The 15,402-nt window shown below is 64.5% G+C and carries 16 protein-coding genes; 9 read left to right on the forward strand and 7 right to left on the reverse strand.

Annotated elements, in window-relative coordinates:
- Positions 1 to 105: 105 nt before the first annotated feature.
- The 4 genes from ACQR07_RS16070 to ACQR07_RS16085 all read left to right on the forward strand — a co-directional run bounded on the left by ACQR07_RS16070 (position 106) and on the right by ACQR07_RS16085 (position 5,668).
- Positions 106 to 984 (forward strand): SDR family oxidoreductase, encoded by an 879-nt coding sequence (locus tag ACQR07_RS16070; protein ID WP_434903203.1) that lies wholly within the window; start codon positions 106 to 108, stop codon positions 982 to 984.
- Positions 985 to 1,113: 129 nt separating this feature from the next.
- Entirely contained in the window at positions 1,114 to 2,067 is a 954-nt protein-coding gene (locus tag ACQR07_RS16075) for a dihydrodipicolinate synthase family protein (RefSeq protein WP_434903204.1), read from the forward strand.
- 2 nt (positions 2,068 to 2,069) lie between these two features.
- Positions 2,070 to 2,873 carry an NUDIX hydrolase gene (locus ACQR07_RS16080; protein WP_434903205.1) on the forward strand — a complete coding sequence of 268 codons (804 nt, stop codon included), beginning with the start codon at positions 2,070 to 2,072 and terminating at the stop codon, positions 2,871 to 2,873.
- Positions 2,874 to 2,986: 113 nt separating this feature from the next.
- Positions 2,987 to 5,668 carry a PAS domain S-box protein gene (locus tag ACQR07_RS16085; RefSeq protein ID WP_434903206.1) on the forward strand — a complete coding sequence of 894 codons (2,682 nt, stop codon included), beginning with the start codon at positions 2,987 to 2,989 and terminating at the stop codon, positions 5,666 to 5,668.
- A 22-nt stretch (positions 5,669 to 5,690) separates the two neighbouring features.
- Here the strand turns inward: ACQR07_RS16085 and ACQR07_RS16090 are convergent, their stop codons facing one another.
- Positions 5,691 to 6,074 carry a VOC family protein gene (locus tag ACQR07_RS16090; protein ID WP_434903207.1) on the reverse strand — a complete coding sequence of 128 codons (384 nt, stop codon included), beginning with the start codon at positions 6,072 to 6,074 and terminating at the stop codon, positions 5,691 to 5,693.
- Between the two features lie 218 nt (positions 6,075 to 6,292).
- On the opposite strand from ACQR07_RS16090, the gene ACQR07_RS16095 reads away from it, so the two are divergent.
- From ACQR07_RS16095 to ACQR07_RS16110, 4 genes are all read left to right on the forward strand, one after another.
- On the forward strand, positions 6,293 to 6,976 hold the full coding sequence (locus tag ACQR07_RS16095; protein ID WP_434903208.1) for a hypothetical protein: 684 nt from the start codon (positions 6,293 to 6,295) through the stop codon (positions 6,974 to 6,976).
- A gap of 117 nt (positions 6,977 to 7,093) precedes the next feature.
- Positions 7,094 to 7,570, forward strand: a complete 477-nt coding sequence (locus ACQR07_RS16100) for a hypothetical protein (RefSeq protein ID WP_434903209.1) — start codon at positions 7,094 to 7,096, stop codon at positions 7,568 to 7,570.
- Between the two features lie 191 nt (positions 7,571 to 7,761).
- A complete protein-coding gene (locus ACQR07_RS16105) occupies positions 7,762 to 8,175 on the forward strand; it encodes a DUF3775 domain-containing protein (protein WP_434903210.1) in 414 nt (137 codons plus the stop codon).
- 195 nt (positions 8,176 to 8,370) lie between these two features.
- On the forward strand, positions 8,371 to 8,817 hold the full coding sequence (locus tag ACQR07_RS16110) for a host attachment protein (RefSeq protein WP_434903211.1): 447 nt from the start codon (positions 8,371 to 8,373) through the stop codon (positions 8,815 to 8,817).
- An 81-nt stretch (positions 8,818 to 8,898) separates the two neighbouring features.
- On the opposite strand, the gene ACQR07_RS16115 is transcribed toward ACQR07_RS16110, so the two are convergent.
- The 4 genes from ACQR07_RS16115 to ACQR07_RS16130 form a co-directional block, all read right to left on the reverse strand.
- Entirely contained in the window at positions 8,899 to 9,426 is a 528-nt protein-coding gene (locus tag ACQR07_RS16115; protein ID WP_434903212.1) for a hypothetical protein, read from the reverse strand.
- Entirely contained in the window at positions 9,416 to 10,288 is an 873-nt protein-coding gene (locus ACQR07_RS16120; RefSeq protein WP_434903213.1) for an FAD:protein FMN transferase, read from the reverse strand. The genes ACQR07_RS16115 and ACQR07_RS16120 overlap by 11 nt, the downstream gene beginning before the upstream one ends.
- Positions 10,269 to 10,727 carry an FMN-binding protein gene (locus ACQR07_RS16125; RefSeq protein ID WP_434903214.1) on the reverse strand — a complete coding sequence of 153 codons (459 nt, stop codon included), beginning with the start codon at positions 10,725 to 10,727 and terminating at the stop codon, positions 10,269 to 10,271. Before ACQR07_RS16125 ends, ACQR07_RS16120 begins: the two co-directional genes overlap by 20 nt.
- 577 nt (positions 10,728 to 11,304) lie before the next feature.
- Positions 11,305 to 13,299 carry a multicopper oxidase domain-containing protein gene (locus ACQR07_RS16130; RefSeq protein ID WP_434903389.1) on the reverse strand — a complete coding sequence of 665 codons (1,995 nt, stop codon included), beginning with the start codon at positions 13,297 to 13,299 and terminating at the stop codon, positions 11,305 to 11,307.
- Between the two features lie 580 nt (positions 13,300 to 13,879).
- On the opposite strand from ACQR07_RS16130, the gene ACQR07_RS16135 reads away from it, so the two are divergent.
- On the forward strand, positions 13,880 to 14,182 hold the full coding sequence (locus tag ACQR07_RS16135) for a hypothetical protein (RefSeq protein WP_434903215.1): 303 nt from the start codon (positions 13,880 to 13,882) through the stop codon (positions 14,180 to 14,182).
- Positions 14,183 to 14,208: 26 nt separating this feature from the next.
- Here the strand turns inward: ACQR07_RS16135 and ACQR07_RS16140 are convergent, their stop codons facing one another.
- Together ACQR07_RS16140 and gspM are read right to left on the reverse strand one after the other, a co-directional pair.
- Entirely contained in the window at positions 14,209 to 14,703 is a 495-nt protein-coding gene (locus ACQR07_RS16140; protein WP_434903216.1) for a hypothetical protein, read from the reverse strand.
- Between the two features lie 146 nt (positions 14,704 to 14,849).
- The gene (gspM, locus tag ACQR07_RS16145; protein WP_434903217.1) at positions 14,850 to 15,401 is read right to left on the reverse strand and encodes a type II secretion system protein GspM; all 552 of its coding nucleotides are present in this window, start codon (positions 15,399 to 15,401) and stop codon (positions 14,850 to 14,852) included.
- Position 15,402 lies beyond the last annotated feature (1 nt).

Raw genomic sequence — 15,402 nt, forward strand, 5'->3', positions numbered from 1 at the left:
CGGCGCGACGCTCGCGCCTCAAAGGCAGCGCTATCTCTCTGGTTCTTCCCGGAGAGGTGAAGAACACCGGCATCGCGGCCAACAACGATCGCAGGAGGACGCACCATGGGACTGCTCGACGGCAAGGTGGCGCTGATCACGGGGGCGGGCGGCGGGCTAGGGGAGGCCTATGCCAGACTGTTCGCGCGCGAGGGCGCGGCGGTGGTGGTCAACGACCTCGGCGGCCCACGGGACGGCTCCGGCTCGGACCTGTCGATGGCCGAGCAGGTGGTCGCGGCGATCAAGGCCGACGGCGGCCGTGCGGTCGCCAACGGCGCCGACATCTCCACCATGGCCGGCGGTCAGGCGGTGTTCGACGACGCCATCCGCCATTTCGGCCGTGCCGACATCCTGGTCAACAATGCCGGCATCCTCCGCGACCAGACGTTTGCGAAATCGAGCGAGGCCGATTGGGACAAGGTCATCAAGGTGCATCTCAAGGGCACCTTCTGCTGCACCCTGCCGGTGTTCCGCTGGATGCGCGACAATGGCGGCGGCGTGATCGTCAACACCTCCTCGACCTCTGGTCTGATTGGCAATTTCGGCCAGTCCAACTACGGCGCCGCCAAGGGCGGTATCTGGGGCCTATCCAACGTGCTGGCGATCGAGGGCCGCAAGTACAACATCCGGGTATGGACCTTGGCGCCGGGCGCGCTGACTCGGATGACAGCGGATCTGCCGCGCTACAAGGAAAACCCTGGCGCGGCGCTGACGCCCGAGGGCATCGCGCCGGCCGTGCTCTACATGGTGAGCCACCTCTCGGGAGACCAGACCGGCAAGGTGCTCGGCGTCTCCGCTGCGCGCGGGGTGCGGGAAATGCGCATGATGGAGATGGACGGCTGGAAGCCGCCGTCCTCAGCCTGGAGCCCCGAGGACATTGCCGCGCATGCAGGGGAGATATTCTTTTCGGAGGCCGATATAGCCAAGTCGGCCCGGCGGTTTTGATGTATTGAGGTCGTCATTCCCTGGCGCGACGACGTCGCGAGCCAGGAATCGATAACCACCAACTTGAGTATGGATTCCGGGCTCGCCCTGCGGGCGCCCCGGAATGACGGAGCAAGTGGAGATAGAACGATGAAACTCACCGCCGCCGCCAAGGGCACCTTCGCGATCGCGCCGACGCCGTTCCATGATGACGGCCGCATCGACGACGCCTCGATCGATCGCCTGGTCGAGTTCTACGCCGAGGCGGGCTGCGACGGCATCACCGTGCTGGGCATCATGGGCGAGGCCCCGAAGCTGGATGCGGCCGAATCCGAGCAGGTCGCGGTGCGCTTTTCCAAGCGCGCCAAGAATCTGCAGATCATCGTCGGCGTCTCCGCGCCGGGTTTTGCGACGATGCGCTCGCTGGCGCTGAAGTCGATGGACGCGGGCGCGGCCGGCGTGATGATCGCGCCGCCGCCCTCGCTGCGCACCGACGATCAGATCACGGGCTATTTCAAGCAGGCCCAGGAGGCCATCGGCGAGGACATTCCCTGGGTGCTGCAGGACTACCCGCTGACGCTGAGCGTGCAGTTCACGCCGGCCGTCATTCGCAAGATCGTCATGGACAGCCCGTCCTGCGTGATGCTCAAGCATGAGGATTGGCCGGGCCTGGAGAAGATCTCGGCGCTGCGAAACTTCCAGAAGGACGGCTCGCTCAAGCCGCTGTCGATCCTGTGCGGCAATGGCGGGCTGTTCCTCGATTTCGAGATGGAGCGCGGCGCCGACGGCGCCATGACCGGCTACGCCTTCCCGGAAATGCTGGTCGACGTCGTCAAACTGTCGCAGGCCGGCAAGCGTGATGCGGCGCACGACCTGTTCGACGCGCATCTGCCGCTGGTGCGCTACGAGCAGCAGCCCGGCGCTGGGCTCGCCGTGCGCAAATACGTGCTGCAGAAGCGCGGCGCCATCGCCTCGAGCGCGCAGCGCAAGCCCGGCTCGGCAATCACGGCGGCGGCGAAGGCCGAGGTCGACTATCTCCTGTCGCGCGTGGCGCGCCATGACGCGCGCGCCAATCTGCAACCTCGTGCGACTGCTGCGGAGTGACCATGGCTGACGCTGCCGCCGTCCGTCCCGCCTCGACCGTGCTGCTGCTGCGCGACAGCGCAGCCGCCGCCGAGATCGAGGTGTTCATGATGGTTCGCCACCATCAGATCGAGTTCAACTCGGGCGCCCTGGTGTTTCCGGGCGGCAGCGTCGACAGGGGTGACCGGGAGATCGCCGGAATGCCTGAACTCTACTCCGGCGGCGCGGGCGTGGCGGCCGAGGCGCTCGGCTTCCGCATCGCCGGCATCCGCGAGACCTTCGAGGAGAGCGGCATCCTGCTGGCGCGCACCAAGGGCGCTGATACGCTGATCGATGCCGCGGCGGCGCGCGAGATCGAGGCCGCGCATCGGCTGGCGCTGTGCGAGGGCAAGACCAGCTTTCTCGAGGTGATCGCGGCGCACGGCCTGGTGTTGGCGCTCGATGCGCTGGTGCCTTACGCGCACTGGATCACGCCTGAGGGCATGCCGAAGCGGTTCGATACATGGTTCTTCCTGGCTGCGGCGCCGCCGGACCAGCTCGGCGCCCATGACGGCCGGGAATCCACCGACTCCATCTGGGTGTCGCCGCGCGAGGCGCTGGCGGGCGGCGACGACGGCCGCTTCAAGCTGCCGTTTCCGACCACCCGTAACCTGATCCGGCTCGGCAAGCAGCCCGCCGTCGCCGCGGCGCTGGCGGCCGCGCGGGAGATGGACATCGTGACCGTGATGCCGGTCATGACCAGGACCGCCGATGGCGGCCGCCAGCTGCGCATTCCGCGCGAGGCGGGCTATGATGGCGAGGTGTTCGAGTTCGGTGCGGCCGGTTAACCGCACAGGCTATTTTTCGTCGCGCGGGGGATGCGCGAAGCTGTGTTGTTCCTTATTTGTTCGATTGGCCGCGCAGCGGCTCGTATATAGTACGGTTCCGAACATCGGATCCCATGAGTAAGTTACCGGACCTCGACACGGCCTGCAGCAGCCTCCGATCGATGACGATCGGGCGGATGATTTTTGGCAGTTTTTTGCTGCTGCTCGCGGTCATCACCGCGACCAGCATGGCGAGCGTGATCGCCATCCGCCACATCGATTCGACGTTTGCCGAGCTGCAGCGGCTGCAGGGCGTCGGCGATCTCGCCGAGGAGATCGATCAGCGGATGAACGAGCTGCGGCTCGCCGCGCGTGATTTCGTCACCGACCCCGCCTCGCGGTCGGACCGCGTCATGGAGGCGGCGACCGAGCTCAGCGCCTTGCTCAAGAAGACGCGACTTCAGCTGGCGCCCGAGCAGCAGGCGACCATCGACGGCGTGTCGCAGCGGCTGAGCAATTATCGCGAAGGCATCGACCGCATCAGTGCGCTGATCGCCCAGCGCGCCGAGCTGCTGTCGGGACTGCCGGCGGTGCGCGAGGGTTTCGAGGACGCGATCGCCGGGCTGACCGAGCGCGGCACCGCACGGGCGCTGTTCCAGGTGCAGAACCAGATCGGCGCCGCTCTGTTGGCGCGCGATCCGGCCGGCGCCGAGCAGGCGGCCCGCAGCATGCGTGCGCTGCCGATCGAGAACAGCGCGCTGCGTGCCGCGGCCGATCGCTACGCCGAGGCCATCATCGCCATCGCCGGCACCGAGGACGAGATCGCGCGCCTCGACAAGGAGGTGCTCGGCATCGAGGGGCGGCTGATCGGGCGGGTGACCGAGCTGCTGCGGGCGCTCAGCGCCAGCCAGGGCAAGGTGCTGTCGCGCGACTTCGCCCGCACTCTGGCCGAGACCAAATGGCAAAGCATCATCTTCGGAACGTCCGGGGTGCTGATCGGCATCTTTGCCGCGTCCTTCGTGGTTCGCCGCACGGTGAAGCCGCTGGCCTCGATCGCGCGCTCGATCCGGGCGCTGGCCGCGGGCGAGAAGGCGACGTCGATTCCGCAAACCGATGTCCAGAACGAGATCGGCGACATCGCCCGCGCCGCCGAGGTGTTCCGGCAGACCTTGCAGGATGCCGACGCCGCGCGCGAGGCGGCAGTGCGGGCGCTGGCCGAGCAGCGGCTGGCGGAGGAGAGCTATCGCAAGCTGTTCGAGGCTTCGATCGACGGCATCTACGTGACGACGCCGGGCGGTCTCGTGCTGAACGCCAATCCGGCGCTCGCGCGCATCATGGGCTATGATTCCGCGAGCGACCTGATCCAGAGCGTGAACGACATCGGCGATTCGATCTACGTGCATCCGCTGGCGCGCAAGCGCTATGAGAAGCTGATGCAGCGTGATGGCATGGTGCGCGAGTTCGAGTACCAGGTGCGCCGGCGCAATGGCGAGATCCGCTGGCTGTCCGACAGCGCCACGGTCGTGCACGACGAGAATGGCGAGGTGTTGCGCTATGAGGGCGTGGTCCGCGACATCACCGATCAGAAGCGGGCCGAGACGGCGATCGCCGAAGGCCGCCGGCTGCTGCAGCAGGTCATCGATACGGTGCCGGCGGTCATCAACGTCAAGGACCGCGAGCTGCGCTACGTGCTGATGAACCGCTACATGGCCGGCATCTTCAACGTCGAGCCGGAGGATGCGCTGGGACGCACCACCGGCGAGTTGATGTCGCGCTACGGCGCCAGCAAAACCGACTCGAACGACAAGCGTGTGCTGGCGACGAAGGCCGGCCTTGGATTCTACGAGGAGGAATACCTCGATTCCTGCAACGTCATGCGGCAGTGGCTGGTGAACAAGCTGCCGCTGCTGGATGCCGACGGCGAGGTCGACAAGATCGTCACGGTGGCGCTCGACATCGGTGAGCGGAAGAAGAGCGAGCAGGAGATGCGCAAGGCCAAGGAGGCCGCCGAGACCGCGCTGCGCAATCTGCGCGACACCCAGGCCTCGCTGATCGAGGCGGAAAAGCTCGCGGCGCTCGGCCGCATGGTCGCGGGCGTCGCCCATGAGGTCAACAATCCCGTCGGCATCAGCCTGACGGTGGCTTCCGCGCTGGAGCGCAAGACCGAGCGCTTCAACGAGGCGGTCACGCGCGGCGAACTCCGGCGATCGAGCCTCAACGAATTCATCGAGACGAGCCGCAGTGCGGCGGCGCAGCTGGTCGCCAACCTCAACCGGGCCGCCGAGCTGATTCAGTCGTTCAAGCAGGTCGCGGCGGACCGCAACTATTCCGACCAGCGCGCCTTCGATCTCGCCGATCTGACCGAGCAGGTCGTGACGAGCCTGCGGCCGGGTCTGCGTCAGCAGAATCTGACGCTGAACGTGAACTGTCAGCCCAATCTGACGATGAACAGCTATCCCGGTCCTTATGGTCAGGTCTTGACCAATTTGTTCCTCAATGCGGTCGCTCACGGCTTTTCGGACGGCCGCCCGGGTACGATCGAGATCCAGGCGCGGGAGTGCGGGCGCGACAATGTCGAGATCATCTTCTCCGACAATGGTTGCGGCATGAGTCTCGATGTCCGCCGCCGCGCCTTCGATCCGTTCTTCACCACGCGCCGCGACCAGGGCGGCACCGGGCTCGGCCTGCACATCGTCTACAGCATCGTCACCAATCGGCTCGGCGGGCGGCTCGAACTCGACTCGGAGCCCGGCAAGGGCACGCGGATCCAGATCATCCTGCCGCGTGTCGCGCCGCTGGAACAGGCAGCCGAGTAGGGCGGCTCCGCCCTGGCCGCGGTCAGGCGTATTTCTTGTCGCGCTCGAGGAGCTCGATCGAGATGCCCTGCGGCCCGCGAATGAAGCAGATGCGCACGCCGGGCCGGATCGTCGTCGGCTCGGTCGTGAAGGCGACGCCCTTGGCCTTGAGCTCGGCCGCCACGGCGTCGATGTCCTTCACGGTGAGGCCGAAATGATCGAGGCCCTGATAGGGCGTGGTCGGCGCCTCGTTGACCCCGTCGCCCGGCTCGACCTTGGCGATGAACACGCTGGCGCCGCCGAGCCTGACGTCGATGCGGCCCGGATGACGGATGATCTCGCCGCCGAGCATCTCGTGCAGCCAATTGGCGGTGGCGTCCGGATCGGGGCTGCGCAGATGAATGTGGTCCCAGATGACAGCGAACATCGGCGAGATCTCTCAAGGAGGTGAACCACCGGCAGAGCGCCGGCGTTTCGAAAACGAGATGGAAATTGCGAGCATCTTTATCGGCTGGCCGTCCAGAGCACCAGTACGACCACCGAACCGGTATCCGGGGCCTGCCCTGCTATTGTCGGCTTTGGATGCAACGCTGTCGACGTTCGTCAATTGAGGTTCCAGTTGTCCGGGCATCCGATGGTGCAGACATGAGCGCGGGTCTCTCTCGCTTGCAGGGTCGCAAGGCCAGGCGCGTGGATATTCCGCTGGGGTCGGCGCTGCTCGGCCTCACGGCGCTCGCGCTCGTCATGTTCGGCGCCGTGGCCGGGGTGATCATGGCCGTGGACGAGGGCGAGCCGGCCGATCCCGTTCTGGCCAAGCTCACCTTGGACAGGCCGGGCAGTCAGTACGAGGGCGACGAGGACGGCAGCGAGCCGTCGCGAGGCTTTGCGTCGATGGTCCCGGGCATGGCCGGCAGCAGGTGGGGCGCCGACGTCGGACTGGCATCGCCTCCGGTCGCATCGGGTGGCAACCCGATGGATGCGAATGCGAGTCTCGCTCCTGTCCAGTCATCGAGGTCGTCCTCGGCGCTGGATCCGGTCGCTCTGTCCGGTCTGCGGATCAGTTCCCAATCCTGGCGGCGCGGTGGTCTCGGATCGAGGGCGCTGGTAACCTTCACGATCAGCAACACCCACGCCTTCGCGATCAAGGATGTCGAGATCAACTGTGCCTTCAGCCGCCGGGACGGTAGTCAGGTCACGGAGCGCCGGCGGGTGGTGCCCGGCGAGGTAAGGCCGAGGAGCCGCAAGACCTTCGGGTCGGTCCATGTCGGATTTGTCAACGTTAATGTCAGCACGGCAAAATGCGCGCTGGTTGCAGCGACGAAAATCTAATTATGTCGCGCTAGTTTCCGCGGGTCGTTGAACCGGATGGGTCGGCTCGGGAACATACTTCCATGATCCTCCGTTAGGTGGATGGTCGGCGCAGGCGTGCCGACGGAGCGGTAAATTATGCCTATCTTGCGTTACTTTCTTTTCGTCGGCGGAACCTTGCTTGCATTGCTCGTCCTCGCCGACGCCGTTCTGCCAAGCGTGCCGTTGCCGGCGAATTTGGCCTCCGCGTCGGATCTTCCGGCGGTGCGCATCAAGTCCGCGCGGCAGTGGCCGGAGCGGATCGTGATGGACACGTCCGTCGCGATGCCGGCTCCTGCACAGATCGCAAAGGTCGAGCAGCCTGCGAAGGTTGCGGCCGCCGAGCCGGCCAAGACCAGCACACGCGATGCTTTTGCGCAGATGAGCGCCGCGGACGCCAAGCCGCAGGCCGTCGCAGTGAAACCCGTCGAGAAGCCGCAGGCGTCCACGACTTCGGAGAGCGCGTTCAGGTCCGCAGAAGCCAAGAAGCGGAAGGTGGCGAAGGCTCATCCCGGCCGGCCGATGATTCTGGTGGCGCAGCAGCCACATTACGGCCAGTTCGAATCGACCTGGTAGTTCCTCTGCGCGCGTCCCGTTCGTTCTGTGTGCAGCCTATTGGAGCGGGCCATGGTGCGCGTGGTTGACCACGCGCATGTCCACGCCGCCAGACTGCCTTGATCTTGCGCAAAGTGCGCTCCCGCCGGAGCGCCTAGCGTCCTTGCCATGGGACCCGGGCGCGTTGCCCTTCGGACCCACGGAGACGCTGCATGACGACCTCGACGCCCAACCTCTCGATCTCGCCGGAGAAGGTCGCCTTCATCGTGATGAAGGCTCATCAATACGAGATGGAGGCAGCCGAACCCGAGCTGCTGGCGGATCTGACGGATGACGATTCAGCGCCCGGAACGGCGGGTCGCGGAGTCAACACGGATCGATCCGTCATCGTCAGCTTCATCAAGGGTCTGAATGTCGACGAGCAGATCGATCTGGTTGCGTTGATGTGGCTGGGCCGCGGCGATGGCTCATTGGAGAACTGGGACGAGCTGCGCGCCCAGGCAGCGCAATCACACAACAATCGGACGGCAACCTATCTGACCGAGACGCCGATGCTCGGCGACTATCTGGAAGAGGCACTGTCGGAGTTCGGCCTGTCCCTGGAGGATTTCGAGGAAAGCCTCTGACGCGGCGGCTTCGCGCGTCCGATCGGATTGTCACGACATTCTTCATCGAGACTTTACGAACGGCCGCGCTGAAATGCAGCGCTTCTCTCGCCTTCTCGTCTTCGGCCTCATGACGCCGGCCGCTTCCGCGGCAAGAGGCTGGAGACGGACACCAAAGCGCCGCTGCAAGGTGCGGCGCGACGATGGAGTAGCTCAATGGACAAGATGAAAGTCGGGACCGGTGAATGGGTGGTGGTCTGCGACGGCCGCAAGGCGCTGATCCTCGAGAACATCGGCGACAGCATGTTCCCGAACCTGCACACCAAGGAGGTTCATGAGCATGTCAGTGAGCGAACTGCCGCCCAGGGCACTGACGCCCCGGGATCGGTGCAGCAATCGAGCGGCCATGCACGGAGTTCGGTGGAGCAGACCGACTGGCATGATCTGGCCGAACGCGCTTTCCTCAAACAACTCGCAGACAGGCTTCACCATGCAGTTCAGGCCGGGGAGACCAAAGGGTTGACCATGGTCGCATCGCCCCGCGCTCTCGGCATGATCCGCGCCGATTACTCGGATGCGGTGCGCAAGGTGTTGCACGGCGAGATCCACAAGGACCTCGTGAAGCTGCCGGTCTACGAGATCGAGAAGCAACTTCTGAACTGAGTGGACACCGTCGCTCGGACTCTTGAACGGATGAAGGCGGGCCGGCCGCCCTTCAGGGAAAGCCGGCCCGCGTGACCGTTGTCAGCCGACTTTGCTCATGGCGTTGACCAGATCCGCATCCGAAGGTGCGTCGGCAGGCACCAGGGTGACCGCCGGAGCATGCTGAGCCCGAACCGGCGGAGCCACGAAGGCGACGCTCGAGCGGCCAACCTTGATATGGGCCGTGATGACGGCCGGCACCCCGAGCCCGAAGGCGATGTGGACGATGCTGACCCACGACCGGAGCGCTTCGGAGCCAGCGTAATAGAGCCCGAACGCTGTCAGGACGAGCAGGCCATAAACTGCCATGCTTGCGGTGCCGGTCGCCCGGTTCTTCTTGGCCCGCCAGGCGCGCTGGACGTGCATCGGACCAAGCGCACCGAGCAGCATCAGCGTCACCATCGCCGCGCCGCCATGCATGCTCAGCAGGAACGCCGCGGCCTGCTGCCACATCTCGCTGTCCTCCGAGTGGGTCTTCAGCTGATCGGCAACGAGCCAAAAAGCACCACTGATGAACAGGAGCGCGAGAGTGCCATAGAGGGCGAACCGAAACGCGCCTTTAAGCCGCATGATGGAGAACTCCTTGCCAGTCCGATGTTGCGTGAATGTCGCCGCGCGTCGACAGGAACATCGCGCTCGCCTTGTGGCGGATCAGTTGCGCCGAGGCCTTCTCGCCCGAGACCATCACAACCTTCGTCAGCGCGTCGGCGACCATGCAGGTGGGGGCGCGAACAGTCGCGCCGTGAGCTCCATGGGCCGGCAGCTGCGTGGCGGGATCAACGACCGCTGTATCCGACGTTTCCTTCGATTCGAACGGATTGAAGCGGCGTGCCGAGGAAGCCAGCGCTTCATTGCTCAACTCGATCTGGCCCAGGATCCGGTCAGGAAATCGCGGGTCTCGAAGCGCGACGAAGCGCGGGACGGCGCCGAAGGCGGCGAGATCGCCGCCGGCGTTGACCAGTGCAGACTGCACGCCCTGATCTTGCAGGACGTCGATTGCGCGGTCGACGGCGAACCCCTTGGCGATTCCGCCGAGGTCGAGCTTCACGCCGGCATGCGGGAAGCGGACGTGATGGTCAGCCAGCAATTCGAAGGCGGAGACCGCCGGAGAGTCGGAAGGCGACGGTCTCGTTCCGGCAATGCAGATGTCGAATGCGCCATCTGAATGCCGCGCCATGTCCAGAGCCGCCTCCAGCACGGTGTAGGTCCAGGGATGCACCCTGACCGGGCCATGCGACGCGTCGCGATTCAACCGCGACAGGTCGCTGTCCGGATCGTGGAAGCTCATCAGCCGGTGCACGTCGGCGATCGCAGCGAAGGCCGCCTCGACGGCACGCTCGGTGTCGTGTCTCGTCGTGCCAGTCGCATCGATCTCGACGAACGTGCCCAGGAGAGCCTGGGCACGGCGAAGGCTAGCGGAAGTGGCTGGCATGATATGTCAGCACCTTCTTGACGCCCTCGGTCAAATGCGTCGACGACAGGGTGGCGCCGGAGATGTTGCGAATATCGGAGTTGATGCGCAGCTCGTTCTGGCTGCCCTTGCCGACGAATTGGCCGAGCCAGTTCGGATCATGCACCTCGCCGCCATAGGACTCACGGTAGTTCAGGATGTCCACGCGACGCACCCGTCCGTCGGGGCCGATCGCGACCGTATAGTCGATCAGGAGGTGCTTTCCGACGACATGATCGTAGTAGAAATAGCCGCCATTGCTCGCTTTCCAGACCCGACCGGCTTGAACCTCAGCGAAGCTCGCTCCCGGAAAGGCGGCCTTCTGTGCCTCCTCGACGCTCAGATATTGGATGGCATGGGCCGGTGCGGCGATCGACATGACGGCCGCAACAGGAGCCGCCCATTTCAGCCAGTCGCTCATCTTCTTCCTCTCAAGTGTGCTTCAACGTGACGATTTGGATTTGCTATTTGATGGTCAGTCTCGCGCGAATGCGTGTGCCAAAATGTCGGAAAAGATCCTCGACCCCATCGCGTTCTCCCTTCCCAGCGCGCTCGCTTGTTGCAAATCGCAACGAGCATCAGGAGCAGAAATGATAGCGGTCCGATTGCGGCGATTTACCGCGTTGATGTTGGCGATTTGCCGGAGCAGCCGGGGAATAACGATGTTGCCGGCGGACCGAATGGGTCAACACCACGTCGTTGCGAACCGCGCGGGGTGTTCCGCCACCATTGTGCTTGCGACGGTATGCGCGGAGAGCATCTGCGACAGGTGTCGTGCGGACCCGCTGCCGAACAACCGGTGCCCGATCAGTCGAAACGCCATCGAACGAATTAGAGCCATTCCAATGTGAGTGGGGCACATGCACGCGGCGTTGGCGCCAGCGTTTACCCGCATCCGTCCAACGATCAGCTCGCGAAATCCCGGCCGTTCAAACATGTTGTCGGCGTCGCGATCGCGACGCCGACTGAAGCGGGACCGTGGCACTGGTCTGTCGATGCTACCACGGCATATGGTTGAGAGCTTCCCGGGCCGAGCCGCCATAGGGCGAGGGCACGACCTTGATCTTAGCCATCATGCCTCCGTCCTCGTGCTCGAGGATATGGCAGTGATAGACGAACTCGCCGACCTGCGAGAACGGGATGTCCACCACGACCGGTTTCGACGTGCACTGCCCGCTGCGCCACTGCTCAATGGTACAAACTCCATTCTGAGCATCCATCACTTCCGGGACGTTCGGAGTGGCAACGCCGAGCGGGACATTGTCCTGCAGCATGCCGCCACCAATGTTCCGGTTCAGTGACATCGAAAGAGGGGTGTTGTCCGCTGAGCGGCTATCGACCGTCCTGAACCGGGTCTGGTGAACATGGAAGTTGTGGTTCTCGGTCGACAGTTGGATCAGCTCCCACGTCTCGTGCACCGGACGCTGCCCTGCGGCGAGCGGCAAGCAGACGATGCTTTGCGACGGATCGAACTGGCTCACGGGGAGCTGGGTGCCGGGGACGGGGTTGCCGTTCTGGTCGACCTCCTCATAGCCGAGACCGAAGGTCCCTTCGTCGTTGAGATCAGCAATACCGAAGAAGATGCGGCGCCGGTGTCCTGGAGGCAGGGGGCGGCAACCGTCGCGCAGCGGCGCTGCGTTCGCATACGGCACCTTGGCGTCGAGGATGCCTGAGGGTTGCATGGTCGCCAACGCGTCGCCCCTGATGTCGATGGCATGCGTGATGTGGTTGCGCCAGCCATGCTGGTGGAAGCGTACCTTGGCAAGATCCACCGCCGGCCATTCATCGCCGCTACCCATGGTCAGGCCGACCATCTTGAACGTCGCCGACGCCGACCGCCCGGGTGAGGCAATCGCACCGGTTGCCGGATCGCGGTAGTTCACGAACACCTCGGTCCGTGAGCTAGGCATCATCACGATCTGCGTGACGCAGACCGGCTTCGAGTGGAACCGCGCGTTCGGCAACGGTGGACAGGGCACGACCCGGAAGCGGGCGCCGCCGAGCCGGACCATGGTGTCCATCGTGGTGTCCTGCGGCAGGTTCACGCTGACGCCGTCGACCGAAATGAGCTGCATCACCATCGGCTTCTGCGCTTCATCGTCGGTCAGCTGCAGATTGTAGGACAAACTGCCCGAGGCATTGGTAAGCCGCCAGACCTCGCCGTCCGGGTCGGTCATCTTGATGGTCGGGAAGGTCTGGCCATTGACGGTGAAGAACCAATTGCCGCCTGTAAAATTGGAGCCCTCGTCTGCGGAATTGTCAACGCCCGGGCACGATCCCTGACGCACCTCGGAGCTGTCCGCCGGGAATTGCGCGCAAAAACCAGGGTCCTGCTGGTTGATCACTTCGCCGGGCTGCACGGTCACCGGGCCGCTGTCGAACTGCACGGTGCCACCGGGCGCGACCTGCATGTCCTTCAGGATCAGATGGCGGACGCTGGCGTCGGGGAAGGGCGTATCCCTGGCGTCACCATGCGCATAGTCGGAGACCTCGCCCACCGAGATGATGCCGGCCAAGCCCTGCGACACCTGATTGAGCGAGATGCCGTGGATGTGCGGATGAAACCAGAACTGCCCCGATGGGTGATTCTTCGGGATCTCGATCCGGTAGTCCGCATAGTCCATCTTGTTGGAGCCGTGCTGATGGGTCGTCTGCGGCACCGGCATGCCGTTCGCGGAATTAAAGATCTGGACGAAGACGTAGTCGCCGAACGTCTGGTCGGCCAGGGTCGGTGCGCGCGGCTCGACAATCAGTCCATGCGTGTGCAGGTTGGTCGGATTGCGAAACAGGTTGGCCTGGCCTGGATCGGTGTTGTGGTTGACCTTGGCGGCATCGAGCTGCGGCAGCTGGTTCACCAGCCTGATCTTCAGCGTGTCACCCTTCTGCAGCGCCAGCCTCACGCCGCCATAGTCCGCCACAGCGGAGCCCGCCGGACACTTGTTGCCGGACCACGGCCGGGGGCAGATCTCGTAGACCCAGCCCGTCGGGTTCATGGCGGCGCCGCCGGGCGGGGCGTAGGCGATGGTCGAGATCGGCTTGGCCTTGGCGATCATCAGGATGTCGAGCACCCCGTGCCTGCTCCTGAACACCGTCGGCTCGGGCAGATCATGCGCGCTTGCCGTCGTCGCCGCGCATGCGACGCCCAGGAGTAGCGCGGCTGCAGATGTCAATGATCGCAGTTTCTTCTTGTGCAGACGCCCGACTAACATGCCTGATCCCCATCTGGCTCGAGATGTGTGTGCCACCGCAACACAACCGATACGGACATCGAAATCGATCGATACGTCCGTTTTCTCGGCTATCCGTGCGGTCGCTCCCCTTGCTCACCAAGTCGGTAAGAATGTCGAATGTCTGCTTTGTGACCGTTTCGTTCGCTTTCTGAGGAATGCAGTCGGGCTCTTAAGAATCGATCTAACTAAGCAGCAGATCCTGTTTGTTGGGCTCGCAGCGAACGAGTACGACACAAAAACGACAACGCGCTTTGCGTAGTTCGCCTGACCGATCGTCCAGGGTGTCAGTACGAGAACGCTTCTGGCCCTTGCCGTCGTTTCTCCAATACCGAGGAAGCCAAGAATGCTGCTTGCCGTCGCCCTCGCATGGATGTGCAACGTGACCGGCATCTCCTGCACGGCGCCCAACGCCGAGATCATTCAGAAAGCCTATGAGCAGGAAGCGCCGTCATCCGGCGTCCGCCATGACAAGGGGCTGAAGATCGTCGAGGCGACATGCGACAAAGGCGACGAAAGCAAGCGCTTTCTGTGCCAGGTCTCCTTCGTCTCCGAGGACGATCCCGACAAACGTCTCTATTTCGACATCGTCTCCGCGCTCCTCACCGAGAACGGATGGGTCCTGACGAGCGGGTTGTGCAAGCGCTAGCTGCGTTGCGGCTGGCTCTGCCGCGCTCACAATTGTCGGCGCCCCGAGCGTTGGCGATGATGCAGCTTGAGCAACCTGGATTCCGGCGACAGGAATGGTGGTCCGGCTTGGGCCGGCATCGGTGATATCGTCGTGGACGGCACCTGCACGAGGCTGGTGCCGGGCGGTATCTTCGGCTGGCCCGACGATGGCTGCAACGAGAGCTCCATCATGTCCTGGCCCCTCTGCAGCGTCACCGATCTCGCCTCGACCCGGCGCAGCGTCCAGCCCTGGTACGCCGTCCCGGCTCTGATCCGCAACGGCGCCGTGCTGCCCGGATCGAGCAGGATCGCCAAGCCGTCGGCGCCATTGACGATGGTGCCGAGCAGCGTCAGTTGCGGCGCTTCCGGCGGTGATGGCTCCTGAGCCACCGGAGCAGCGACCACGGCTTGCGGCGCCTCGGCCGGCGCGGCGCGACGCGACGGCGAAAAGATCGGCCGGTCGCGCGTTGCAGAGAGCGAGGCGAGGGGAACGTCCTGCACCGGATTGCCATTCGGTGCCTGTCCGCGGTCCGTGAGCTGCTCGGCTGCGATCGAGACACCAAGACCTAAAGGATTAGCGCCGTTCAGCGCAACGACTGTAGCGAGAACGCAGCAAGAGCGAACGGTAACGAGTTTGACGGTCCGGCTCATCGCGCGCCCTGCCATTGTCCTGAGAGCGTCATCAGAACGCGAAATCGTTCGCCTGCAGTCGCGGCGGCTGAGCTCGTCTCGACGACCAGATCGTCGACAAACAGGAACGGCATTCCGGCCTCCAGGTCGTAGAGGATCTGCTGCAGGTCGGACTGCCCGACCTCGAAGCTCGCGATGGCACCGATGCGACCATCCTTCGCGTGAGCGCTCTGCATGTCGAGCTGCGACGACGACACGACGCCGCCATGGGCGGTGATCGCATCAGCCAGACGCTGCAACAGGGCTGCACCTGCCACCGTGACGGTGGATCCTTCGAGAAAGGCAGTCGCGGCGACGTCTGCCGTCTTGTTGCCATCCGGATGCTGGTCCGCCGAGACGTGAGCGTCCAGCAGATGCAGGGTATCCTTGAGCGTCTCCGCCGTCATGCGCTGGTCGATGACCGCCTTGATTGGCATGACGGTCGCTGCCATGAGCAGGAGCAGCAGGCCGCCATAGACCGAGGTCGCGATCGCAGGCGCAGCGGGAGAGCGTTTCAAGAACGTTGCCATG

It is taken from the genome of Bradyrhizobium sp. HKCCYLS20291 (genome assembly GCF_051167715.1).
Taxonomy (GTDB): Bacteria; Pseudomonadota; Alphaproteobacteria; order Rhizobiales; family Xanthobacteraceae; genus Bradyrhizobium.